The 25,886-nt window shown below is 70.7% G+C and carries 12 protein-coding genes; 5 read left to right on the top strand and 7 right to left on the bottom strand.

From position 1 onward, the window contains the following. The first annotated feature begins 230 nt into the window (after positions 1-230). Positions 231-3,716, top strand: coding sequence for a DNA-directed RNA polymerase subunit beta (gene rpoB, locus ACWDY5_RS04170; RefSeq protein WP_449720875.1), 3,486 nt, complete (start codon positions 231-233; stop codon positions 3,714-3,716). A gap of 99 nt (positions 3,717-3,815) precedes the next feature. Further along, positions 3,816-7,727 (top strand): DNA-directed RNA polymerase subunit beta', encoded by a 3,912-nt coding sequence (locus ACWDY5_RS04165; protein ID WP_449720874.1) that lies wholly within the window; start codon positions 3,816-3,818, stop codon positions 7,725-7,727. Between the two features lie 73 nt (positions 7,728-7,800). Here the strand turns inward: ACWDY5_RS04165 and ACWDY5_RS04160 are convergent, their stop codons facing one another. The 7 genes from ACWDY5_RS04160 to ACWDY5_RS04130 are packed head-to-tail and all read right to left on the bottom strand — an operon-like array spanning position 7,801 to position 22,318. Next, on the bottom strand, positions 7,801-8,907 hold the full coding sequence (locus tag ACWDY5_RS04160; RefSeq protein ID WP_449720873.1) for an ADP-ribosylglycohydrolase family protein: 1,107 nt from the start codon (positions 8,905-8,907) through the stop codon (positions 7,801-7,803). Next, positions 8,904-10,901 (bottom strand): glycohydrolase toxin TNT-related protein, encoded by a 1,998-nt coding sequence (locus ACWDY5_RS04155; protein ID WP_449720872.1) that lies wholly within the window; start codon positions 10,899-10,901, stop codon positions 8,904-8,906. Before ACWDY5_RS04155 ends, ACWDY5_RS04160 begins: the two co-directional genes overlap by 4 nt. A 6-nt stretch (positions 10,902-10,907) precedes the next feature. Beyond that, complete coding sequence (locus tag ACWDY5_RS04150; RefSeq protein ID WP_449720871.1) at positions 10,908-11,900, bottom strand: type VII secretion system-associated protein; 993 nt, start codon at positions 11,898-11,900, stop codon at positions 10,908-10,910. 3 nt (positions 11,901-11,903) lie between these two features. Next, the gene (locus tag ACWDY5_RS04145; RefSeq protein ID WP_449720870.1) at positions 11,904-12,908 is read right to left on the bottom strand and encodes a nucleoside hydrolase; all 1,005 of its coding nucleotides are present in this window, start codon (positions 12,906-12,908) and stop codon (positions 11,904-11,906) included. Further along, positions 12,901-21,438, bottom strand: a complete 8,538-nt coding sequence (locus tag ACWDY5_RS04140) for a WXG100-like domain-containing protein (protein ID WP_449720869.1) — start codon at positions 21,436-21,438, stop codon at positions 12,901-12,903. The genes ACWDY5_RS04145 and ACWDY5_RS04140 overlap by 8 nt, the downstream gene beginning before the upstream one ends. A 44-nt stretch (positions 21,439-21,482) precedes the next feature. Continuing rightward, positions 21,483-21,800: a WXG100 family type VII secretion target gene (locus ACWDY5_RS04135; RefSeq protein WP_449720868.1), complete on the bottom strand. Its 318-nt coding sequence runs from the start codon at positions 21,798-21,800 to the stop codon at positions 21,483-21,485. Beyond that, positions 21,800-22,318 carry a YbaB/EbfC family nucleoid-associated protein gene (locus ACWDY5_RS04130; protein WP_252480550.1) on the bottom strand — a complete coding sequence of 173 codons (519 nt, stop codon included), beginning with the start codon at positions 22,316-22,318 and terminating at the stop codon, positions 21,800-21,802. The genes ACWDY5_RS04135 and ACWDY5_RS04130 overlap by 1 nt, the downstream gene beginning before the upstream one ends. A 410-nt stretch (positions 22,319-22,728) precedes the next feature. On the opposite strand from ACWDY5_RS04130, the gene rpsL reads away from it, so the two are divergent. From rpsL to fusA, 3 genes are all read left to right on the top strand, one after another. Next, positions 22,729-23,103 (top strand): 30S ribosomal protein S12, encoded by a 375-nt coding sequence (gene rpsL, locus ACWDY5_RS04125; protein WP_086785056.1) that lies wholly within the window; start codon positions 22,729-22,731, stop codon positions 23,101-23,103. Then, complete coding sequence (gene rpsG / locus ACWDY5_RS04120) at positions 23,103-23,573, top strand: 30S ribosomal protein S7 (RefSeq protein ID WP_252480551.1); 471 nt, start codon at positions 23,103-23,105, stop codon at positions 23,571-23,573. Before rpsL ends, rpsG begins: the two co-directional genes overlap by 1 nt. An 88-nt stretch (positions 23,574-23,661) precedes the next feature. Beyond that, the gene (gene fusA, locus ACWDY5_RS04115) at positions 23,662-25,761 is read left to right on the top strand and encodes an elongation factor G (protein ID WP_449720867.1); all 2,100 of its coding nucleotides are present in this window, start codon (positions 23,662-23,664) and stop codon (positions 25,759-25,761) included. Positions 25,762-25,886 lie beyond the last annotated feature (125 nt).

The following is a 25,886-nucleotide window of genomic DNA, read 5'->3' as shown; positions in this document are numbered from 1 at the left end:
GCGGGCTGCGGTGGGTTCACTCTGTCCGTAAGCACGAGTTCGGGTGTCCAGTCTGGACCCCGCTCGACAGCCGCCGTCTGTGTGGCTAGACTGCCACTTTGCGCTGTCCATTTTCTGTTCACCCTGCCCAGGGTCCCGAGATGATGGCCGCGCCGCACCCTTGACAACTGCACCGGCGCGCAAGCTCCGGGGCAGCTTCCAGCCAGCAACAGTCCCTGGAAGGACGCATCTTGGCAGTCTCCCGCGCGACCAAGGCCACTGCTGCGACCAACTCCACGTCGGGGATCCCTGGGGCGCCGAAGCGGGTTTCGTTCGCGAAGATTCGCGAACCCCTCACGGTGCCCGATCTGCTTGACCTGCAGATTCAGTCCTTCGAATGGCTCGTCGGCGCCGACGAGTGGTTCCAGCGCCGTATCGATGCCGGCGATGAGGATCCGATTGGCGGCCTCGCTGAGGTCCTCAACGAGATCTCGCCGATCGAGGACTTCTCGGGATCCATGTCCCTCTCCTTCTCCGACCCGCGCTTCGACGAGGTCAAGGCCTCCGTCGAGGAGTGCAAGGACAAGGACATGACGTACGCGGCCCCACTGTTCGTCACCGCGGAGTTCACCAACCACAACACCGGCGAGATCAAGAGCCAGACGGTGTTCATGGGTGACTTCCCCGTGATGACCGACAAGGGCACGTACATCATCAACGGCACCGAGCGAGTCGTGGTGTCGCAGTTGGTGCGGTCCCCGGGTGTCTACTTCGACACTTCTGTCGACAAGACCACCGACAAGGACGTGTTCAGCGTCCGCATCATTCCGAGCCGGGGCGCCTGGCTGGAGTTCGACGTCGACAAGCGCGACACCGTCGGTGTCCGCATCGACCGCAAGCGCCGTCAGCCCGTCACCGTGCTGCTGAAGGCCTTCGGCTGGACCGCCGAGCAGATCCGCGAGCGGTTCGGTTTCAGCGAGACCCTCATGGCCACGCTGGAGAAGGACCACACCGCGGGCCAGGACGAGGCGCTGCTCGACATCTACCGCAAGCTGCGCCCTGGCGAGCCGCCCACCAAGGAGAGCGCGCAGACCCTGCTGGAGAACCTGTTCTTCAAGGAGAAGCGCTACGACCTGGCCAAGGTCGGCCGGTACAAGGTGAACAAGAAGCTGGGCCTCGACCAGCCGTTCACCACCGGTGTGCTCACCGAGGACGACATCGTCACCGCGATCGAGTACCTGGTGCGCCTGCACGCGGGTGAGACCAGCATGACCGCCCCCGGCGGCGTGGAGGTCCCGGTCGAGGTCGACGACATCGACCACTTCGGCAACCGGCGCCTGCGCACGGTCGGCGAGCTGATCCAGAACCAGATCCGGGTCGGCCTCTCCCGTATGGAGCGCGTGGTCCGCGAGCGGATGACCACTCAGGACGTCGAGGCGATCACGCCGCAGACCCTGATCAACATCCGCCCGGTGGTGGCCGCGATCAAGGAGTTCTTCGGAACCTCCCAGCTGTCGCAGTTCATGGACCAGACCAACCCGCTGGCCGGCCTGACGCACAAGCGGCGTCTGTCCGCGCTCGGCCCGGGTGGTCTCTCCCGTGAGCGGGCCGGCCTCGAGGTGCGCGACGTGCACCCCTCGCACTACGGCCGCATGTGCCCGATCGAGACGCCGGAAGGCCCGAACATCGGCCTGATCGGCTCGCTGTCCTCCTTCGGCCGGGTCAACCCGTTCGGTTTCATCGAGACCCCGTACCGCAAGGTCCGCGAGGGCCGGGTCACCGACGAGATCGACTACCTGACCGCGGACGAGGAAGACCGGTACGTGAAGGCCCAGGCCAACACGCCGATCGACGCGGACGGGAACTTCCTCGAGGACAAGGTCATGGTTCGCCGTAAGGGCGGCGAGCTGGACCTGATCCCGCCGAACGAGGTCGACTACATGGACATCTCGCCTCGGCAGATGGTGTCCGTGGCGACCGCGATGGTGCCCTTCCTCGAGCACGACGACGCCAACCGCGCGCTCATGGGCGCGAACATGCAGCGTCAGGCCGTGCCGCTGCTCCGCTCCGAGTCGCCGCTGGTCGGCACCGGCATGGAGCTGCGCGCCGCGGTGGACGCCGGCGATGTGATGGTGGCCAACAAGGCCGGTGTGATCGAGGAGCTGTGCTCCGACTACATCACCGTGATGGCCGACGACGGCACCCGCCAGACCTACCGGCTGCACAAGTTCCGCCGCTCCAACCAGGGCACCTGCATCAACCAGAAGCCGATCGTCAACGAGGGCGACCGGGTCGAGGTCGGGCAGGTCATCGCGGATGGCCCGTGCACCCAGAACGGCGAGATGGCGCTGGGCAAGAACCTGCTCGTGGCGATCATGCCGTGGGAGGGTCACAACTACGAGGACGCGATCATCCTGTCGCAGCGCCTCGTGCAGGACGACGTCCTGACCTCGATCCACATCGAGGAGCACGAGATCGACGCCCGCGACACCAAGCTGGGCGCCGAGGAGATCACCCGGGACATCCCGAACGTCTCCGAGGAGGTCCTGGCCGACCTGGACGAGCGTGGCATCATCCGGATCGGCGCCGAGGTCCGCGACGGCGACATCCTGGTCGGCAAGGTCACGCCCAAGGGCGAGACCGAGCTGACCCCCGAGGAGCGCCTGCTCCGCGCGATCTTCGGTGAGAAGGCGCGCGAGGTGCGCGACACCTCGCTGAAGGTGCCGCACGGTGAGACCGGCAAGGTCATCGGCATCCGGGTGTTCTCCCGCGAGGACGACGACGAGCTGCCCCCGGGCGTGAACGAGCTGGTCCGGGTCTACGTGGCGCAGAAGCGCAAGATCCAGGACGGCGACAAGCTCGCCGGCCGGCACGGCAACAAGGGCGTCATCGGCAAGATCCTGCCGGTCGAGGACATGCCGTTCATGGAGGACGGCACCCCGGTCGACATCGTGCTGAACACCCACGGTGTGCCCCGTCGTATGAACATTGGCCAGATCTTGGAGACCCACCTCGGGTGGATCGCCAAGCAGGGCTGGAGCATCGACGGGAACCCGGACTGGGCCGCCAAGCTGCCCGAGGAGCTCTTCCAGGCCGACCCCGGCACGAACACCGCCACCCCGGTGTTCGACGGCGCCCGCGAGGACGAGATCACCGGTCTGCTCGGCTCGACCATGCCCAACCGCGATGGTGAGCGGATGGTCAAGGGCGACGGCAAGGCCCAGCTGTTCGACGGCCGCAGCGGAGAGCCGTACCCGTACCCGACCTCGGTCGGCTACATGTACATCCTCAAGCTGCTGCACCTGGTCGACGACAAGATCCACGCCAGGTCCACCGGCCCGTACTCGATGATCACCCAGCAGCCGCTCGGTGGTAAGGCGCAGTTCGGTGGCCAGCGCTTCGGCGAGATGGAGTGCTGGGCCATGCAGGCCTACGGCGCTGCCTACACGCTGCAGGAGCTGCTCACGATCAAGTCTGATGACGTGATCGGCCGCGTGAAGGTCTACGAGGCCATCGTCAAGGGCGAGAACATCCCCGAACCCGGTATCCCGGAGTCGTTCAAGGTGCTGCTCAAGGAGCTGCAGTCGCTGTGCCTCAACGTCGAGGTGCTCTCCAGCGACGGCGCTGCCATCGAGATGCGCGACGGCGACGATGAGGACCTGGAGCGCGCGGCAGCGAACCTGGGCATCAACTTGTCCAGGTCCGAGTCGCCTTCGGTCGACGACATCGTCAACTGACCTCGCCGTCGGCGTGGGACGGGCTGATCGCAAGCCCAGCCCGTCCCACCCCGGCCCGACTCAGCCTCTGAACCCGAACTATCAAGGGGAAGAACCGACGTGCTAGACGTCAACTTCTTCGACGAGCTCCGCATCGGACTGGCTACCGCGGACGACATCCGGCAGTGGTCCTTCGGCGAGGTCAAGAAGCCTGAAACCATCAACTACCGCACCCTGAAGCCCGAGAAGGACGGACTCTTCTGCGAGAAGATCTTCGGTCCGACCCGGGACTGGGAGTGCTACTGCGGTAAGTACAAGCGCGTCCGCTTCAAGGGCATCATCTGCGAGCGCTGTGGCGTCGAGGTCACTCGCGCCAAGGTGCGCCGCGAGCGGATGGGCCACATCGAGCTGGCCGCCGCGGTCACGCACATCTGGTACTTCAAGGGCGTCCCGAGCCGGTTGGGCTATCTGCTCGACCTGGCCCCCAAGGACCTCGAGAAGATCATCTACTTCGCCGCCTACGTGATCACGTCGGTGAACAAGGAGATGCGGCACAACGACCAGGCGACCCTGGAGAACGAGATCCAGGTCGAGCGCAAGCGCATGGAGGACAAGCGCGACGCCGACCTGGAGGCCCGCGCGCAGAAGCTGGAGGCCGACCTCGCCGAACTTGAGGCCGAGGGCGCCAAGAGCGACGTGCGCCGCAAGGTCAAGGAGGGCGGCGAGCGTGAGATGCGCCAGCTCCGGGACCGGGCCGGGCGCGAGATCGACCGCCTCGACGAGATCTGGGACACCTTCGTCAAGCTGGACGTCCAGCAGCTGATCGCGGACGAGATGCTCTACCGCGAGCTGATCGACCGCTACGGCGAGTACTTCACCGGCGGCATGGGCGCGGAGGCCATCCAGCAGCTGCTGGGCACCTTCGACGTCGACGCCGAGGCCGACAAGCTGCGCGAGACCATTCGCAGCGGCAAGGGCCAGAAGAAGCTGCGCGCGCTCAAGCGGCTCAAGGTGGTGGCCGCGTTCCAGGCCACCCGGAACAACCCGCAGGGCATGGTGCTGGACTGCGTGCCGGTCATCCCGCCGGACCTGCGTCCGATGGTGCAGCTGGACGGTGGCCGCTTCGCGACCTCCGACCTGAACGACCTGTACCGCCGCGTGATCAACCGCAACAACCGCCTCAAGCGACTGATCGACCTCGGCGCGCCCGAGATCATCGTCAACAACGAGAAGCGGATGCTGCAGGAGGCCGTCGACGCGCTGTTCGACAACGGCCGCCGTGGCCGGCCGGTGACCGGGCCGGGCAACCGCCCGCTCAAGTCGCTGTCCGACCTGCTCAAGGGCAAGCAGGGCCGGTTCCGTCAGAACCTGCTCGGCAAGCGTGTCGACTACTCCGGCCGTTCGGTCATCGTGGTCGGCCCGCAGCTGAAGCTGCACCAGTGCGGTCTGCCCAAGCAGATGGCGCTGGAGCTGTTCAAGCCCTTCGTGATGAAGCGGCTGGTCGACCTCAACCACGCGCAGAACATCAAGTCCGCCAAGCGGATGGTCGAGCGTCAGCGGTCGCAGGTGTGGGACGTCCTCGAAGAGGTCATCACCGAGCACCCCGTGCTGCTGAACCGCGCGCCCACGCTGCACCGTCTCGGCATCCAGGCCTTCGAGCCGCAGCTGGTCGAGGGCAAGGCCATCCAGCTGCACCCGCTGGTGTGCGAGGCGTTCAACGCGGACTTCGACGGCGACCAGATGGCGGTGCACCTGCCGCTGTCGGCCGAGGCTCAGGCCGAGGCCCGCATCCTGATGCTGTCCAGCAACAACATCCTCTCGCCCGCCTCCGGGCGGCCGCTGGCGATGCCGCGTCTGGACATGGTCACCGGTCTGTTCCACCTGACCAAGCTGCGCGAGGGAGCCAAGGGCGAGGGCGGCGCGTACTCGTCCCCGGCCGAGGCGATCATGGCCTACGACCTGGGTGCGCTGCACCTCCAGGCGAAGATCAAGATCCGGCTCACCGACCGGCTGCCCACCCGTGGCACCGAGCCTGAGGGCTGGGAGCCGGGTCAGGCCTGGCTGGCCGAGACCACCCTGGGCCGCGTGCTGTTCAACGACCTGCTGCCGGCGGACTACCCGTTCATCAACCGTCAGCTGCCGAAGAAGAGCCAGGCCGAGATCATCAACGACCTCGCCGAGCGGTACCCGATGGTCACCGTCGCCCAGACGCTGGACAAGCTGAAGGACGCCGGTTTCTACTGGGCCACCCGCTCCGGTGTCACCGTGGCGATCTCCGACGTGGTGGTGCCCGAGGCCAAGCAGGGTCTGCTCGACGGCTACGAGGCCAAGGCCGACCAGGTCGAGAAGCGGTACCAGCGCGGTCTGCTGTCCAAGACCGAGCGCAACAACGAGCTGGTGCAGATCTGGACCCAGGCGACGAACGAGATCGCCCAGGTCATGGAGGACAACTTCCCCGACGACAACCCGATCTCGGTGATCGTGAAGTCGGGTGCGGCAGGCAACATGACCCAGGTCCGCCAGCTGGCGGGCATGAAGGGTCTGGTCAGCAACACCAAGGGCGAGTACATCCCGCGGCCGATCAAGGCGAACTTCCGCGAGGGCTTCTCCGTGCTGGAGTACTTCATCTCCACGCACGGCGCCCGGAAGGGTCTGGCCGACACCGCGCTGCGCACCGCCGACTCGGGTTACCTGACCCGTCGTCTGGTGGACGTCTCGCAGGACGTCATCGTGCGCGAGATCGACTGTGGCACCGAGCGTGGCATCGTGATGCCGCTGATCGAGCCCACGGCCGACGGCGGTTACGTCAAGCACCGCCACGTGCAGACCAGCGTGTACGCCCGCAACGCCTCCGAGGACATCTTCGACGGCGAGGGCAACCTGTTGATCGGCAAGGGCGCCGACCTCGGCGACCCGGCGATCGAGACCCTGGTCCGCGCCGGTGTGCCGAAGGCCAAGGTCCGCTCCGTGCTGACCTGCGAGTCCGCGGTCGGTGTGTGCGCGACCTGCTACGGCCGCTCGATGGCCACCGGTCAGCTGGTGGACGTCGGCGAGGCCGTCGGCATCGTGGCCGCGCAGTCCATCGGTGAGCCCGGCACCCAGCTGACGATGCGTACCTTCCACACCGGTGGTGTGGCGGGCGACGACATCACCGCTGGTCTGCCGCGTGTCCAGGAGCTGTTCGAGGCTCGCGTGCCCAAGGGCAAGGCGCCCATCGCCGACGCCGACGGCCGCGTGCAGATCGAAGAGGGCGACCGGTTCCGCAAGATCACCATCGTGCCGGACGACGGTGGTGAGGAGATCGTCTACGACAAGCTGTCCAAGCGGCAGTGGCTCGCGACGATCAGCGTGGACGGTTCCGAGCGGGCGCTCCAGGACGGCGACCACGTCACCGTCGGTCAGCAGCTGCTGGAAGGTGCGGTCGACCCGCACGAGGTGCTGCGCGTCATGGGTCCCCGTGAGGCTCAGCTCCACCTGGTCCGCGAGGTGCAGAACGTGTACCGCACGCAGAGCGTGTCGATCCACGACAAGCACATCGAGACCATCGTGCGCCAGATGCTCCGCCGCGTGATCATCATCGACTCCGGTGCCACCGAGTTCCTCCCGGGCGCACCCGTCGAGCGCAGCGACTTCGAGACCCAGAACCGCCAGATGGTGGCCGAGGGCAACGAGCCGGCCTCTGGCCGTCCGGTGCTCATGGGCATCACGAAGGCCTCGCTGGCGACAGAGTCGTGGCTGTCCGCGGCCTCCTTCCAGGAGACCACGCGTGTCCTCACCGACGCCGCCATCAACGGCAAGAGCGACAGGCTGATCGGCCTGAAGGAGAACGTGATCATCGGTAAGTTGATCCCGGCTGGCACGGGCATCAACAAGTACCGCAACATCCAGGTGCAGCCGACCGAGGAGGCACGGGCCGCGGCCTACGCGATCCCGTCCTACGACGACGGCTACTACACCCCGGACGTCTTCGGCGCCGGCACGGGTGCGGCGGTGCCGCTCGACGACTACGACTTCGGCCGCGACTACCGCTGACGAAGCCAGTCACACACGGGGAAGGCCCCGCCACCGGAACTCGGTGGCGGGGCCTTCCCCGTTGGTGGATGAGCTAGTCGCCGAAGGGGAAGTTCTCCAGCCAGCCGGTGGTGCTCGGCGGGCGCGGGCCGAACTCCTTCACCGCGGCGTCGGCCAGGGTGGCGATCTCCTCGCCCAGCTCCAGGTCCCGCAGCAGCGGCACCGGGATGGTGGCGGTGAAGTCGAACAGCACGCCGTAGAGGCCGCCGGTGAGCGCGCCGACGGTGGAGCTGTTGCCGGAGTGCCCGACGGCCCTGGCGATGACCTGCTCGAAGCGGTGGTCCGACAGCGTGGCCCGCACCGCCATGGCCAGTGCCTCCGGCGCCAGCAGGCCCTCGCCCAGCTCCTGCACCGAGGCCGCGCTGACCTCGGCCTCCTCGCCCTGGTGGAACCAGTCCACCGCGGTCTCCAGTGCCGTGCTGACCGGCTCGTGGCCCGGCCAGCGGCGCAGCACCCGGACCGCGCTGTCCACCGCGCGCACCGGGTTGCCGATACCGCGCAGGATCCGGTTGACGATCACCGCGTAGGCCCCGGCGGACAGGTACGCGGAGGGGTGGCCGTGGGTCAGCGCGGCGATCCGCGCGCCCAGCTCGAACACCTGCTCCTCGGCCGCGCTCCACAGCGCCGCGGCCGCCGCCCGGGGCAGCACGCCGCTTTCCGCGGAGTCGGTGACCGGGCGCTCGATGGAGCCGAACCGGCCGGTGGTCAGCACGTCCAGCGTGGTGCGGTCCGGCCAGCGCTTGGCGGCCAGCGCCGGGCGCGCCGGGAACCAGCCGTCCGCGCCGCCCACATCGGGCTGCTGGGTGCGCAGCCAGCGCCGCAGCGCGGCCTCGACCTCGGGCAACGGGTCGGCCGCGCCGGTGCGCCTGCGCCGGAAGTGCGCCCGGATCAGCCCGTCCAGCACGAACAGCGAGAGCTGGGTGTCCGCGGTGATCCGGCCTGCGCCGCCGAAGGCAGGCGGGTACTCCCCGGTGAAGGCATCCCCGTGCGCGGCGGCGAAGGACTCAAGGCTCTCGAACTGCACGCCTGCCCCGACCGCGCCGCCGATGGCCTGCCCGGCGAAGCAGCCGATGACCGCCTGCCGCGCCCGGCCCAGCCGGTCGCCGCCGGGCAGCCCGGTCTCGGCGACGGGCGCGCTCACTGCCGTGCCTCGCCGGGCGGGATCTCCACGATCAGGCCGGAGGCCAGGTACTCACCCAGCGGCTTGGGCAGGAAGTACACCCGCGCGCCACCGGGCTGACGCTCATCCGCCCTGGTCACCGCGCCGAGCATCTTCCAGTCGCCGCCGGCCAGCCGGAACCGGCCGTACGGTCCCTGGGCGAACTCCGGCGGCAGCGTGGTCCGCTCGAAACCGGTGCCCGCGTCGAAGATGGTGTTGCCGTCCGGCCCGCCGAAGCGCTCGATCTCGTGGCCCTCGCGCAGGATCAGCGAGTCGATCTGGTCGTAGGCGGCCAGCCCGGGGTCCCCGCCCATGGCCTGGATGGGCGCCTCCTCCGGCAGCAGCGGCTCGTCCTCGGCGCGCTGCAGGTTCGGGTAGTTCAGGTACAGCTGCCCGATCAGGTAGGTCGCGGCCTGGGACACGTCGTCGAAGCGCGCCTCCAGCTCCTTGCGCTGCTCGTTCGCCCACCACCAGAACACCGAGAACCGGTCGTCCCGCTCGCGCACCACGCACCAGGACTCGTCGGCGTACTCGCCGAAGCTGACGTAGCGGCGGCTGACGCTGAACCGGACGCAGAAGTCCCGCACCGCGAACCTGGCCCGCTCCCAGTCGTCCTTGGCGCCGGGGTGCCGCTCCGGCATCTCCATGACCACCGAGGTCGCCTCCTGGGCGACCAGCTTGGGCACCGAGGCGGGCGGCTCGTAGTACCGGGACCGGATGTGGTTGACCAGCTCCAGCGGCGGGGTGACCCCGTGCTCGCGCAGGTAGTAGGCGAGCGCGCCGGGCCAGACCCAGTGGCCGTCGGTGTGATAGGTCATCGGCACCAGCGACTCACGCTCGGGGTGCAGCAGGTCCGGCGCGAAACCGCGCGAGGACAGCACGACGGGCGCCTCGCTCAAGTAGCTGATGACGTTGAGCCGCTCCTGGGCGGGCAGCACGGGCCGGTACGCGCGGGGCGGCTCGCCCTCGGCGAAGTAGTCGAACAGCCGGGCCATCGCCAGCTCCGACCGGACGGGCTTGCCCGCGGTGCGGCCCGCCTCGCCGCTCAGGCTGGTCATGGCCTGGCGAACCAGCTCCTGCTGTCGCCGGTGCGCGGCCCGCAGCAGCCAGTCCGGGGTGTGGTCGCTGGCCCGGGGCAGCGTCTGCAGCTCCTGCCGGTGCTCGGGGTCCAGGTTCAGGTACGCGGTGAACGGCCACTCCGGCTCGGCGTGGAACTCGAAGTCGGCCACCGGTTCCGCGCCCGCGACCAGCCGGTAGTCGGCGGTGAACCAGGCGCCCGCGCCTGGCTGGTAGGTCGCCATCCGGAGCCGGTACAGCCACTGGCTGACCTGCGGTGGCGGCGACCAGTAGTACTCCTCGCCGTCAGCGAGGGTGACCACCGTGGTCAGCTGCATGTGTGCGGCCAGGGCGTGGCAGACCACCCCGATGGCCTGCCAGCCTGCCGGCGCCAGCGCGGTCAGCGCCGAGGTGAGCCCGGCCAGCAGCGGCGCCGGGTCCGGCTGGCCGGTGCCCGCCAGCTCGGTCTGCTCCACCGGCAGCGGGAACTGCCGCCAGTCGAGGGTCCCGCCCATCCCGGTCCAGCGCAGCTGCACGACCTTGCTGATCCGCTCGAACGGCTTCTGACCGCGGATGAGGGACCGGTCGTAGATCTCCAGCCCGCGCTGGGCCGCCGACTCGGTGTCCAGGGTGAGGCCACCGGGCCAGACGACGGGCACCAGCTCGGTCTGCTCGTCGTAGCCCACCTCGTACGGCTCGTCGTCGATGAAGCCGATGGTCTGCAGCTCGAACCGCGACTCCAGCAGCGGGGCCTCCACCGGCCTGCCGAACGTGCCGTCGGGCAGGCGCTCGAAGTCGCCGTCGGGCGCGCCGCCGTCCAGTGGCACCAGGTAGAGCTGCTTGCCAAGGCGTCGCCGCAGGTACGGCGTGTCCTGCCAGTAGGCGAACTCGCCGTTGTAGGTCCGCTGCTTGATGATCATCTTCGGTCAGCTCTCCCCTTGGGCGGGCACGCCCCGCACTCCGTCGCCGGCGCCCGCGGCGAAGTCGATCAGATCCTGGAGCGGGATGGTGGCCGACAGCGCGCCGGCCACTCCCGCGTTGAGGCGGAGCCGCACTCCGCCGAGGTCCAACAGCTGGTCGCCGCGGGCCTGCTGGCACCGGGTCCAGCTCTCCGGCAGCCGTTCCGCCGAGGTGCACACGTCCAGCACCAGCCCGCCGGCCTCCTCGGCTAGGAACAGCTCACCGGGGTGGTCCGGGTACTCGACCATGACCAGCTCCCAGTCGAGCAGGGTGCGCAGCGCGGTCTCCCTCGGCCCGTAGCCGGAGAGCGCCAGCTCAAGATCGCGTTCCAGCTGGTTGGTCGGCCGGGGCCAGCCCAGCGCCTGCGGGCCCGGCCGGTAGCTGGGGTTCGGCGCCCACTCGCCGAAGTTGCCGTCCTCGTCCACCCGGTAGCCGCCGCGCACGCCCCAGGGCGGCACCACGCCGTTGGTGTCGAACTCGGCGTCCACGGAGTACAACCAGCTGTTCGGCTGGTGCCGGGCCACCGCGCGCATCTCCTCGGTGACCTCGGGCGGCTCGCCCGCGGCCGGGGTGTGCTCCGCGGAGAGCTCCTCCTGCTCGGCCACGGTGCCCACCAGCGCGGGATCGGCCGGGCCGAACAGGAACAGGCTCGCGCCGACCGTGGTGGCCTCCGGGTGGTGCACCTCGGTGCCGCTGGACCAGTTGCGGACCTGGCCGAGGCAGACCACGTCGCGCCGGGCGCCGTGCACGGCCAGGAACCAGTCCGCCGCCTCCAGCTCCCGCCGCACCCGCAGCAGCGCCTCGAACACGTCGTGCGCGGTGGCCTCGGCCACGCCCCACGGCCCGTGCACGCGCACCGAGGCGTCCTCGGTCTCGCCGCCGCGCCGGTACTCCACCCGCGCGGGGACGAGCTCCGCCCCTCGGAAGGCGGTCACCTCGATGCTGTGCGGACCGGCCATCGGCTACCTGGTCACCGTGGTGTCATCGAGCAGGGCGTCGAACCTCATGCCGAGCCAGCGGTTGAACGCCGGGTAGTCCGCGGCCCTGGTCAGCAGCACCTTGGCGCCGCCGTCGGCCAGGCTCATCCGGCCGATCTCGTCCAGCGCCACGGTCCTGGCGACCAGGCGGACGAAGGGCAGTTGCAGCGCGGCGGTGAGGGTGAGGCCGTCGTGCTGGATGGTGCCGGGGTGGAAGCGGGTGAACCACTGGCCCAGGTGCGCGGCGAGCAGCCTGGCCCACACCGGGGACTCCGGCGCGGCCAGCCGCCGGTGCAGGTCCTCGCTCGCGCGGATCTCCAGCTCGGGGGTGAAGGTCACGTCGGAGAGCACCAGCCGCGGCTGGTTCGCCCTGGCCAGCACCACCCTGGCCGCCTCGGGGTCCATCCGCACGTTGTGCTCGGCCCGCTCCGGGTCGCGGTAGTTCAGCGCCCCGCCCATCTGGGTGATAACCAGCCGCTCGGCCAGCTCGGGGCGGGTGGTGAGCACCTCGGCCAGGTTGGACATCGGGCCGAGCCCGGCCCAGCGCACCGGCCCCTGGTAGCGGTCGCACACCGCGGTGACCGCGTCCACCACGTCCTCGCGCTGGGCGGGCACCTCAGCGGGCACCAGCCCGTCGATGCAGTCCAGCCGGGTGTTGCCCAGGTCCCGGCCGGTCACCACGGCCACCTCGGGCCTGCCCAGCAGGTCCAGCAGCAGCCGGACGAACCGGGCGCGGCGGCCGCCGGGCAGCTCGTCGGTGGTCACCACCAGGGTCAGCTCGGGCAGCGTGGCGGCGGCGACCAGCGCGATCGCGTCGTCGGGGTCGCCGCCGGCGTCGGTGTCCACGATCAGCGGGGCGCCCTGCTGCGAGGCCGGGAACGGCGCGTCCAGACCGGGGGTCTCCGGCAGGCCGAACCGGGTGTTCAGCTCGATCAGCGCCTGGCGCGCCTCGTTGATGTCGTAGTCGAAGTCCTCGCTGATCTCACCCACCGGTTGACCCCTCCAGCATCGCGGGGTTCTCCTCGAACGCCTGGGCGAACTGCTTGCGCTCCTGCTTGGAGCCGTACTGATCGTAGGCGGCCCACACCCGCTGGGCCTGCTCCCCGGTCAGCCCGGCCGAGTCGATGACGGCCCTGATCTGGTTGACCGACTTCTTGTCGTGCCTGCGCACCAGCGAGTCCATCACCCGCTCGAATCGCGGGTCGGCGGCCTCGTCCTGGCCGACCCAGGAGCGCACCCCGTCCCGGCCGTGCTCGGCCGAGGCGGTCAGCTCGCCCCGCCAGTCCGCGCCCTCGGCCCGCCGGTTCGCCACGTGCGCGGCGCAGTCGCCGACCGCGCGCAGGTTGACCTCCATCGCGCCCTCGCGCACCGAGGGGTCGGTGAACGGCGCGGCCACCCGCAGCGGGTTGAGCCCGGCCAGCGGGTCGGCCTCCTGCCGCGAGGGCACCTGGGCCGGGCCCTCCGCGCCCACCCCGCGCGGGCTGGACAGGGTGCCGTGCAGGGTCTCCTCGATGACGCCGATCGCGTCCTGGTGGGCGAAAGTGCGGCTCGGGTCGGTCGGCAGCTCGTCCAGTGGCTTGCCCTGGCCCTCATCGGGTCCCAGGTCGACCGCGTAGCCCTTCTTGTGGTCCGGGTGCGGGTCGCTGGGTTCCTGGCCGTGGAAGGCGTAGTGGCCCTGGAAGCTGGCCTCGTCGTAGATCGCGGAGAGCAGTTCCTGGACGGTGCCCTTGTAGCTGGTGTCCACCAGGCTGATCGAGGCCCCCGCCTCGTCCACTGGCACGCCGCTGGCGCGCAGGTAGTCGGTGAGGCGTTCGTAGGCGCCGTCCACCAGGCTCTCGTCGATCTTGCGGCTGTCCCGGAAGGCCTCGATGCCCTCGAACGGCCTGCCGGTGCTGCGCTCGACGTCGAGCACCGCGGTCTCGGCCACCGCCCTGGAGAGCACCACCTCGCCGCAGTGGTCGGCGAAGAACGCCGGGTCCAGGGTGCGCGCGGCCAGCGCCAGGCTGTGCCCGTCCCGGCCGAGGAAGACCACCCGGTGCTCGGGGTTGTCCGCGACCATCTCGCGCAGGTCGTCCATCATCCGCACGGCGATGTCGACGATCACCGGCGCGGTGTACTCCCTGGCCACCTCGTAGGAGTCGGCCAGCGCCGCCCGCTGTTCGGGGTCGGTGATGCCCAGCCGGTCCGCGGCGGCGTCCACGGCCTCGTCCCGGCGGGCCTCCGCCTCCGGGTCGCCGACGCGCTCGGACAGCGGCGGCTCGGGTTCCGCCGAACCGTCCTGGGTGTCGGCGGCCGTGTCCTCGACGGTGGCTTCGTCCTCGGCTGCCCGGTCCACGGCCGGCTCGTCCGTACCCGATTCCGTCGTCGGAGTGTCCACTGTGGACTCGGTGGCGGATTCCGTTGTGGCGTCGGTGTTCTCCGGCGCGCCGTCACCGCTGCCCGGTTCCGGATCGGGCATGGCGAAGGCCGGTGGCGGCGGTGGCGGTCCGCCCGGCGGCGGTTCGGCGGTGCCGGCGGCCGCTGGTGGGTCCTCCGGGTCGTCATCGCCGCGGTCGGCCGGGGGAGTGGCCTCCGCCTCGGCCGCGGCCTTGGCGGCCTGGAAGTCGGCCACCCGCTGTTCCTGCGCCCGCGTGTAGGCCTCGCCCTCAGCGGTGATCTTCCACTGGCCGGTGGCCGGGTCGTACGCGCCGAGCAGCGTGGTCTCGCCGTCGCGGTTGGTCAGCCAGATCTCGGCGGGCTCGGTGAACGGGTGCGCGGACAGCTCGAACTCCGGCACCGGGTTGTCCCGGCTGCCGGTGAACCCGTGCCCGGCGAATGGCGGGTCAACCGTGCTGCTGCCGCCCATCGGGAACGGCGCGCCCGCCGTGTGGTTGCCGTAGGCGACCGGCATGGCCTCCTGCGGCGTCCGCTGCCGGGTCGAGCCGTCGGCCTCCTCCACCGTGCCGGGGTCGAACGGGAACCGCAGCGAGACCACGCTCTCGTCGCCGAACTCATACGGCGGCCGCCCGTTGCGGCCCTCGTAGCCGGTGTCGGTGTAGTCCAGCCGAAGGCCCTCGATCACCTCGTCCGGGGTGCGCAGGTGCGCCACGTCGCTGTACCTGGCGGTGAAGCCCTTGGTCTCGTTCGGCACGCCGAACCGGCCGGCCTGCGGGTCCGGCGGTGGCGGGATCACCTTGTTCAGCAACAGGTTGGTGGCCGCTTCCGCGGTCAGCGCACGCTGCAGCATGTCCCCGGAGGCGGCCTGGACCTGATCACGGATGGCGTGCATGACCACCGCGTCGTCCGGCGTGAAGTCCTCGATCGGGGTGTTGCGGATCCGCTCGAAGTCCGCCCTGGTGACCTCAAAACCCAGTTCGGCGCTGGCGTTGCCGAGCAGGTCGTCCAGCCGGGCCGGGAAACCGGTCGAGTTGTCCAGCTGCGCGTGCGCGTACTGGGTCTCGTAGTCGGTGCCGTCGGTGAACGTGTAGTGCTCGCCCGGCACCGGGTCGGCCTGCCTGCCATCCGGCGGGTCCACCGGCTCCGGCGCGCTGTCCTGGCCGCGCTGGAACGCGCCCGCCCCTGGATCCTGCGGGCCCTCGGGACCCCACATGCCAGGGTCGCCCGGCACGAAGCCGCCGTGATGCGGGTGTTCGTTGCCCCTGGGGTCGACGGTGACCCACTCGCCGTTCGGCGGCCAGCCGGGTCGCGGCGGCGAGCCGTCGCTGGCGATGTTGCTGCTGGCGAAGACGTTGCCCTTGGTGTCGACCCAGACGTCGGACCGGCTCGCGGTGACCGGGACCCGCAGCGCCGCGGCCAGTTGCGCGGCGAACTGGTGCCCGGTCTGGCAGGACAGCAGCCGGATCGGCTGGCCGTTCCAGTCCGGGTTGGCCCTGATCACCTCGGCCAGCGTGTTCGCGTCCACCCGGCCGCGGCCGAACTGGACCGAGTTCGGCCCGCCGTGCAGGTCGACGGTGAACCGGTGCGGATCCGGCCGGACCAGCCGGGCGGAGTCCAGGTGCGCGCCCTGGTGCGGCGGGTAGATCGACATCCCGGACCTGGTGCGGTGCATCAGGTCCAGGTCGCCGTCGCGCAGTCCCAGTGCCTCCGGGTCCCGCCTGAAGTTCAGCAGCTCGCCGAGCGGCCGTTCCCTGGTCGGCCGAGGCAGCGCTTGGTCCGACGGCGGCTGGACCTGCTGGCTCGGCTGCGCGTTGAGCTGGGCCTGCTCCGCCTTCCAGTGCTTGAGCGCGATCTCGTCCCTGGGGTCGATCTCGTCCCGCCGCGCGCGCTGCTCCAGCTCACGCATCTTGGCGTCGTAGTTCGCCCGGTCCTGCTGCGCCTGCCGCTCGGCCTGCACCCGCGGATCGACGTAGTCGGAGCCGACCGGCCCAAAACTCGTCGGCTGCGAGCGGTCCATGCCGAAGTCGGTGCGCGGATCCCGCTGGCTGCCCTGGTCCAACCGGTTCGGCTGGACCTCCGGCCGGAACACCGGCGCGGGCGGACGGGGCGGCGGGGCGTCGAAGCGCGGCCCGGCGACACCAGGCGGCGGCATGGTGTGGCCCGGCGGAATCCGGCCGGGTGGCATCCGGCCGGGCGGCGGCACGGGCGCGCGACCGGTGTTGTCCCGGTTCGGGAAACCGGCGGGAGCGTCCCGGCGCGGCCCACCGGCCGGCGGCAGGTCACGACGCGGCCCACCGTCGTGCCGCGGCGGCATCGGCGGGTTGCCACCCTGTCCCGGCGCCATCGGCGGCAGGTCGCGGCGCGGCCCGCCAGTGCGCGGCGGCATCCCGCCCTGGTTCGGCGGGAACCCCCCGGGCGGCGGCGCGAACCGCTGCCCCTGCGGCGGCATACCCCTCGGCGGCGTCGGCGCGTTCGGGTCCACCTGGCGCTGCGGCCCGCCGGGCGGCTGGAAACCCTGCGGCGGCTGGGAAGTCCGGCCGTCACCGTGGCGCGGGAAGCCCTGCGGCGGGGTGGCCGCGTTCGGGTCCACCGGCCGGCCGGGCGCGCCGAACTGCGGCCTGCCCTGCTGGTTCGGATCGAACCGCGGACCGGGGCCCTCCGGCGGGAGGGTGTGCCGCACGACCGGTTGCCCGGGCTGGCGCAGCGGCTGGGCCGGGGCGTCGTGCCGGGGCGGTCCCGCCTCGGCACGTCCGCCGGGCGGCGGCAGATCCGGGCGAGCGCCGCCGGGCGGCGGCAGGTCAGGGCGAGCGCCGCCGGGCGGAGGCAGGTCTGAACGGGCCGGACCGCCCGCTGGGGGCAGGTCCTGACGACTCGGTCCGCCGGGTGGCGGCAGGTCTTGGCGAGTCGGGCCGCCTGCTGGGGGGAGGTCGGACCGGACTGGTCCGCCCGTTGGCGGCAGGTCGGGCCGACCCGAGCCGCCGGGCGGTGGCAGGTCGGGCCGAGCCGGTTCGCCGGAAGGAGGCAGATCGGTTCGAGCCGGTCCGCCGGAAGGAGGCAGATCGGTTCGAGCCGGTCCGCCGGAAGGGGGCAGGTCGGCGCGAGCCGGTCCAGCGGGCGGTGGCAGATCTGGCCGGGCCGGTCCGCCGGGTGGCAGGTCGGACCGGACCGGACCGCCCGGTGGCGGCAGGTCCGCGGGCGCGGCTGGCGGCAGGTCCGGGTGAGCGGTGCCGGGGAGCGGTCCGGCCGAGGGCTGGACGGGCGGTTCTTGCCGCGGTGGCGCTTGCGGCGGGGCGTCCTGGCGGACCGTCTGGCTCGGCGGTGGCACGTCCGGGCGGGCCGGTACCGGGACGGGAGCGTCCAGGCGGGCCGCCAGCGGGCTCAGCCGGTCGCCGGTGGCCAGGGTGTCGGCCAGCGTGGACTTCGGCGCCGGGACGTCCGGCAGCTTGGCCATCGGCGGGTTGACCAGCGAGCCGTCCGGGTTGCGCGGGGTGGGCACCTCGGTCATCTCGATGACCCAGCGGCCCTTGGCGTCCTGGTACCTGGCGGTCACCTCGAAGCTGGTGCCCGGCGCGAACAGCACCTCGCCCTCGGACTTGAGCGCCGCGCTGGTGATGTCCCGGCCGGTCAGCGAGTTGATCACCATCTTGACCTGGCCGCCGACCGGGCTGCGCTCACCAGCGGTAGTGCTGGTGAAGGAGCGTTCGGTGATCACCGAACCCGGCTCGTAGCCCTGCACCATGAGGTCGATGTGCGCGGGGTTGTCGAAGTAGACGTTGCGGGTGACCCTGCCCTCGAAGGCCGGCATCTCGTTGAGCGCCGAGGTGATCATCCGGATCTGGCCGTCGAACTTGGCCAGCGCCTCGGGATCGCCGTGCCGCAGCGCCGCGTTCAGCTCGCGGAAGGAGTGGTCCACCGTGTAGCCGAACAGGGCCGCGACCTGCTCCGCGGGCACCCGCTCCAGCAGGGCGCGCAGCTCCGGCCGGGACTCGGCCAGCTCGCGCATGTCCGCCATGTCCTGCGCGAACAGCTGACGCCCGTAGTCGGAGGCGAGCATGTGGTCGAGATCGGCCTGGCTCGCCTGGTAGTCCGGGTTGCCGAGGTAGTCGCCGTCGGGCGCGAACTCCTGCGGACGGTCCTCTGTGGACTCCGGAAGCGGATCCGGATCGGCTTGCGGCTGCTCGACATCCGGTTGCTGAGTGTCCACAGTGGACGACTCATCCGATCCACTGTGGACGGTGTCGGGCGCCTCCGGTGGACTACCCGGCGGCGGGGTGGCGTGCGGCTGCGGCGGCTGGAACCGGCGAGGGTCCATCGAGCTGTTCGCCGGCTCGTGCTCACCGCGCCGCCAGACCTCGCGCGGGCTCGTGCTGGGCGGGTTGTCACCCCAGGTCGGCGCGTGGCCGGGCGGGTGCGGCTGGTTGTGCGGCTGGCTGGTGCCATCCGGCCGGAAGGTGGCCCACTCGCCGTTGGGCGGCCAACCGGGGCTGTACTCGCGGCCCGGCCGGGTGTCCAGGTGCGCGCTGCTGGCGAAGACGTTGCCGTTGGCGTCGACCCAGGCGTCCTTGGTCGGCGCCAGCACCTCGACGCCGAGCTCGCGGGAGAGCTGGGCGGCGAACCCGTCCTCGCCGCCACCGGTCTGGCAGGAGATCAGCCGGATCGGCTGCTGCCCGTCCCAGTCCGGGTTCGACCGGATGATGTCGGCCAGGTCGCGCGCGGACAGCTTCTGGTCGCCGACCTTGACCTGGTTCGCCGAGCCGTGCAGGTCCACGGTGAACCGGCCAGGATCGGCCGCCACCCGCATGCTGGCGTGCGAACCGGAGGAGAACCGGTCCTCGAAGGCGTGCAACACGATTCCGGCCTGGGACCGCTGGATCTTGGGCTCCAGCCCGGCCAGGTGGTCCGGCAGCGGCGCCGGTCTGCGCGGCGCGGGCGCCCCGTCGGCGGTCACCGGCGCGGGACGCGCGGGCGGCTGCTCGCCTGGCGAGACCGGACCGTGCTGCGGCGGACCGGCCGGGCGCGTGGGCGGCTGCGCGGCCGGGCCGTCCACCTGGATCGGAGGCGTGGTGATCAGCGCCGCGTCCGGGGCCATGGCCGGGGCGCCGTCCTGGCGCAGGTTCATCGGTGGCGCGGGCGGCTGGCCGGGCGGCGGCGGGCTCGGCGCGGGAGCGGGGCCCGGCGTCGGGCCGAAGCCAGGTCCGAAACCGGGGCCGAAGCCAGGAGTCGAACCTGGACGGCCCACGACTCCGCCCGGCACCGGCTGCACACCGACGTGGCCCGCCGGCGGGTGAGTGCCCGGGGCGGGCTGTGTGCCGGGGGCGTGGCCGGGCTGGCCGCCGGGGGTCGGCGAGGGACCCGGACCCGGTGTGTGGCCGGGGGTGGGGCTTGGGCCGGAGCCCGGTGTGGGACTGGTGCCCGGCGTAGGACCGGAGCCGGGTGTCGGGCTGGTGCCGGGCGTGGGGCCGGAGCCGGGAGTGGGGCTGGTGCCCGGTGTGGGGCCGGAACCAGGTGTCGGGCCGGTGCCGGGTGTCGGGCTGGTGCCGGGCGTGGGGCCAGAGCCGGGGGTGGGGCTGGTGCCGGGTGCTGGGCTGGTGCCGGGCGACTGGCTCGGGCCTGAGCTCGGGGTCGGGCCGGGACCCGAGGTGTTCGGCGAGTGCGCCGGCCCGGAGCCCGACGGCGAGGGACCGCCGCCCGGGGTCGGGCTGGGGCCGCCGCCCATCGGCGGCGTGCCACCCATCGGCCCGCGCGGCGCGGGCGTGCCGCCGCCACCCGCCGGCGGCTGACCGCCCGGTGGCGGCGCGCCCTGCGGCTGCTGACCGGTCGGGCCGAACTGCGGCTGCTGCTGTTGCTGCTGGTGCGCCGGACCCTGCGCGGGCTGGCCCTGGGGACCGCCGTCGCTCTGCGGGCGCACCGGCGGGGCCTCTGGCGGGGCGACGCCGGAGGTCGAGGTGCTGTCCTGGTTGCCGCGGGGAGCCGGTCCGTCACCCGAGCCGCCGCCCGGCCCGCCGCTGTGCGCGCCGCCGGAGCCGCCGCCGGAACCACCGCTGAAGCCGGAACCACCGGGTCCGCCGCCCGAGTCACCGGAACTGGAGCTGGAGCTCGGACTCGGACTCGGGCTGGGGCTCGGACTCGGGCCGGAGAGGTCGGGCGCCGGCGGTGCCGACGGGGGCGCCGCGCGGCCGCCGTCGCCGGTGCCGCCCACGTTGCCCAGGTTGGTGTCCAGCGAGGCCAGGTTGGCCATGGACCTGGCGTCGAAGCTCTCCTTGGCGCCGCCGAGGCCGCCGGAGACCGCGCCGGAGGTGCCGCCGAGGGCTACGTCCTTGAGGTCGAAGTTGCCGCTCAGCGCGCCTTCCGCGGCCGCCGAGCCCATCCCGGTCAGGCCCTCTTCCAGCGCGTTCTTGCCCATGGTCTTGCCGATGCCGTCGCCGACGCCGTCACCGAAGGCCTTGCCCATGCCGCCGCTGACCGCGCCGCCGACCAGGCCGGAGATCGCGCCGGACTTGGCCGCGTCCAGGGTCAGGCTGGTGTCCCAGGAGTCGCGGCTGCCCTTGGCCATCTGGAACAGCTGCACGCCGGCGTCGATGGCCACCCCAGCGGCCACCTCGATGCCCACGTTGATCACCAGGCGGCGCAGCAGGTTGGTGCCGAAGCGCTGCACGATGGTCTGGATCAGCCTGCGGAAGATGCCCTGCACGACCACCCTGGTCGCCATCTGGGCGACCGGGATGCCCGCGGTGCTCGCGCCGAAGCTGACGAAGGCGGCCGCGATCATGGCCGCGATCTGCGCAGCCAGCAGGATCAGCGCCGCGATGATGGACAGTTTCGCGTACTCGATTTGCAAGGAGCAGTTCTTGCAGGCCGAGCTGAGGGTCTTGGTCAGCTCCTGGAGCTTGGGCAAGGCGCCCTCGCCGCCCTGGGCGAGCTTCTTCCAGAACTCGTCGAAGGCCTTGGCCGCGTCGCCCTCCATGTGCGAGCGGGCCTCACGGACGGCGTTCTCGGCGCTGCGCAGCGCGGTCTCGACGTCCCCCGAGGCCTTCTCCCACGCCTGGCTGAGCCGCATCAGCGCGGTCTCGTCACCCTCCGGCCACTCCGAGCCCACCACGATGGGCGCCAGCCACTGCAGCCAGCCAGGCAGTTCGATTCCCACGAGCTCGTGCTCCCCATCCCGCCGCTAGCGGCGCGCGCCCCTGCTCAACTGCCACTCGCCTTGAGGTTCGCCGCGCTGCCGGTGTCGGCCTGCTCCATGGTGGTCGCCTGGTCGTTGAGGCCCTTGGCCACGTTGATCAGACCCTGCGCGACGTCGGCGATGCCCTTGCTCACCGCGTCCGCGGCGGGCACGTAGTCCTTGGCGAAGGCCTGGCCGGACTCGTCGTTGCCCCAGCACTGCCCCTCACCGGTCAGCGCCGACTGCAGGCTGGTGGCCGCCTTGGCCAGGTCGTCGCCGACCCGGCTGAGCCGGCCGGCTCCGGCCCGGATGCCGTCGGCGTTCTGCCGCGTCTTGCCGGACATCACCAACCGTCCTTCCGGAACACCGACCCGTAGCCGTCCTCGTCCTCCTCCGACTCCGGCCTGCGGTGCGCCGGTTTCGTGTTCTCCGTCACTTCTTCCATCGGCGGGATCCGGAGCAGGTCCTGCAGGGAGGGCGCGCCGGGCAGCAGGTCCGGCAGGTCGATCATGGGCTCGTCCTCGGTGGCCAGCGGGGCCAGCTCCTCCTGGATCTGCTCCTGCGCGTTGGCCGCGGCCTCGCGCACCACGCCGGTGATGGTCCTGGCCAGGCTCTCCGGGGTGACCCGCTCGAAGGCGCGCGGCGAGAGGGTCAGTTTGCTCAGCACGCCGTTGGCCCCGACCGTGGCGGTCACCACACCATCGGGTGAGCTGGCCTCGCCCACCACGGCGGCCATCCTGGCCTGCGCCTCGCGCAGGTTGTCGGTCTTCTCCCGCAGGTCACGCATCATGTCGTCGACGCGATCGCGCAGCTGGGCGTTGCGTGCCTCCAGCTCGGCGTTCTCGGCGTCGAAGTCGAACATGCGGGTACTCCTCGTGCTGGTGGGCCACCGCGGCGGCGGGCGGGGTCACAGGGAAGCTACCGTGAAGCCGGTTACGGTGTGCGTCGATCCGGCGCATCCACACCCGCCACCACCTGCGCGGGGAGTATCCACAGGCGGGGCGGCCCCCGTTTTGACCCTCCAGGTAGGAGCCAGGTATCTTTGCTACTCGTGCCCGACTTGCGTCGGGCCGCTCCGCGTGCCTGAGAGGCGCAGCTCGTGTGTCGCAGCCGGGCTGACTTCTAGGCGACACGCGCGGAATCCTCCCAATCCCAGTGGGACGTCTCAGGTGGAAATGGGGCGCGGAATCGGGCGACACGCCCGACCTCGGGTTACGGAGGAGCCCCGCATAACCACCGGACACACCAGAGGCGAACAGAGAAAGACGGTCCATGCCCACGATCCAGCAACTGGTCCGCAAGGGCCGGCAGGACAAGGTCACGAAGACCAAGACCGCGGCGCTCAAGGGGAGCCCGCAGCGGCGCGGTGTGTGCACCCGCGTCTACACCACTACCCCGAAGAAGCCGAACTCGGCGCTGCGCAAGGTCGCTCGCGTCAAGCTGTCCAGCCAGATCGAGGTCACGGCGTACATCCCCGGTGAGGGCCACAACCTGCAGGAGCACTCGATGGTGCTCGTGCGCGGTGGCCGTGTGAAGGACCTCCCCGGCGTTCGCTACAAGATCGTGCGCGGTTCGCTCGACACCCAGGGCGTGAAGAACCGCAAGCAGGCTCGCAGCCGGTACGGCGCGAAGAAGGAGAAGAGCTAATGCCTCGCAAGGGTCCTGCCCCCAAGCGGCCGCTGATCTCCGACCCGGTCTACAGCTCCCCGCTGGTCACCCAGCTGATCAACAAGGTGCTTGTCGACGGCAAGCGGTCGGTCGCGGAGAAGATCGTGTACAAGGCGCTCGAGGGCGCCCGCGAGAAGAACAGCGCCGACCCGGTCGTCACCCTCAAGCGCGCGCTCGACAACGTCAAGCCGACCATCGAGGTCAAGAGCCGTCGTGTCGGTGGCGCCACCTACCAGGTGCCGGTCGAGGTCAAGCCTGGGCGCAGCACCACCCTCGCGCTCCGCTGGCTGGTGAGCTTCTCCCGTCAGCGCCGTGAGAAGACCATGGTCGAGCGCCTGATGAACGAGCTGCTCGACGCCAGCAACGGTCTCGGGGCGAGCGTCAAGCGCCGCGAGGACACGCACAAGATGGCCGAGTCCAACAAGGCCTTCGCGCATTACCGCTGGTGATGACGTGGCGGATGGGGCCGACAGGCGCCATCCGCCTTCCCGCGCTTGACAACGCGCGCCTCACGCAATCAGGAAACGAGGAAGACCCGTGGCACGCGACGTGCTGACTGACCTGGCCAAGGTCCGCAACATCGGGATCATGGCCCACATCGACGCGGGCAAGACCACCACGACCGAGCGCGTCCTGTACTACACCGGTGAGAACTACAAGATCGGTGAAGTGCACGACGGTGCGGCGACGATGGACTGGATGGAGGAGGAGCAGAAGCGCGGCATCACGATCACCTCCGCCGCGACCACCTGCTTCTGGAACAACCACCAGATCAACATCATCGACACGCCGGGTCACGTCGACTTCACCGTCGAGGTGGAGCGGTCGCTGCGCGTCCTGGACGGCGCCGTCGCGGTCTTCGACGGCAAGGAAGGCGTCGAGCCCCAGTCCGAGACTGTGTGGCGCCAGGCCGACAAGTACGACGTGCCGCGTGTCTGCTTCGTCAACAAGATGGACAAGCTGGGCGCCGACTTCTACTTCACCGTGCGCACCATCAAGGAGCGCCTGGGCGCCAAGCCGCTGGTCATCCAGCTGCCGATCGGCGCGGAGAGCGACTTCGAGGGTGTCGTCGACCTCGTCCAGATGAAGGCCCTCACCTGGCGTGGCGACACCAAGAAGGGTGAGGACTACGCGGTCGAGGAGATCCCGGCCGACCTGGCCGAGCGCGCCGCGGAGTACCGCCTCGCGCTGGTCGAGGCCGTGGCCGAGACCGACGACGCGCTGATGGAGAAGTACCTCGAGGGTGGCGAGTTCACCATCGAGGAGATCAAGGCCGGCATCCGGCACATCACCATCAACAGCCAGGCCTACCCGATCCTGTGCGGCTCCGCCTTCAAGAACAAGGGCGTGCAGCCGATGCTGGACGCGGTGGTCGACTACCTGCCGACCCCGCTGGACGTGCCGTCGGTCAAGGGCACGCTGCAGGACGGCGTGACCGAGGCGGTTCGCAACGCGGACTCCTCCGAGCCCTTCTCGGCCCTCGCGTTCAAGATCATGACGCACCCGTTCTTCGGCAAGCTGACCTACATCCGGGTGTACTCGGGCAAGGTCGCCGCGGGCGCTCAGCTGATCAACGCGACCAAGGACCGCAAGGAGCGTCTGGGCAAGCTCTTCCAGATGCACGCGAACAAGGAGAACCCGGTCGACGACGCGGCGGCCGGCCACATCTACGCCGTCACCGGTCTCAAGGAGACCACCACCGGCGACACGCTGGCCGACCCGCAGAAGCCGATCATCCTTGAGTCGATGACCTTCCCGGACCCGGTCATCAAGGTCGCGATCGAGCCGAAGACCAAGGCTGACCAGGAGAAGCTGGGCATCGCGATCCAGAAGCTCGCCGAGGAGGACCCGACCTTCCAGGTCCAGCTCGACGAGGAGACCGGTCAGACGGTCATCTCCGGCATGGGTGAGCTGCACCTCGAGGTGCTGGTCAACCGCATGAAGAGCGACTTCAAGGTCGAGGCGAACGTCGGCAAGCCGCAGGTCGCCTACCGCGAGACCATCCGCCGCAAGGTGGAGAAGTACTCCTACACGCACAAGAAGCAGACCGGTGGCTCCGGCCAGTTCGCCAAGGTGATCATCACCGTCGAGCCGCTGGACACCGCCGAAGGCGCGATGTACGAGTTCGACAACAAGGTCACCGGTGGCCGCATCCCCAGGGAGTACATCCCCTCGGTGGACGCGGGCGCGCAGGACGCCATGCAGTACGGCGTGCTCGCGGGCTACCCGCTGGTCGGTGTCAAGGTGACCCTGCTCGACGGCGCCTACCACGAGGTCGACTCCTCGGAAATGGCGTTCAAGGTGGCCGGTTCCATCGCGCTGAAGGAGGCTGCCCGTCAGGCCAGCCCCGCGCTGCTCGAGCCGGTCATGGCGGTCGAGGTGACCACCCCCGAGGACTACATGGGTGAGGTCATCGGCGACCTGAACTCCCGCCGTGGGCAGATCCAGTCCATGGGCGAGCGCAGTGGTGTCCGCGTGGTCAACGCGCTGGTGCCGCTGTCGGAGATGTTCGGGTACGTGAGCGACCTGCGTTCCAAGACGCAGGGTCGCGCCAACTACTCGATGCAGTTCGACTCCTACGCCGAGGTTCCGCAGAACGTGGCGAAGGAGATCATCGCGAAGGCGACGGGGGAGTGACCCCGGGAGCCAGCCCGGTCTCGACCTGAGGCCGGGCAGGCTCCAGCCGGAACCGCACGTCCCGTGCGGGCCAAAAACGGGGAGCCTTCCCCAGGGTCCGCACTCCGGCCCTGATATCGCCGGAC

The organism is Crossiella sp. NPDC003009 (assembly GCF_053591555.1).
This window is presented reverse-complemented; position numbering and strand designations above follow the sequence as displayed.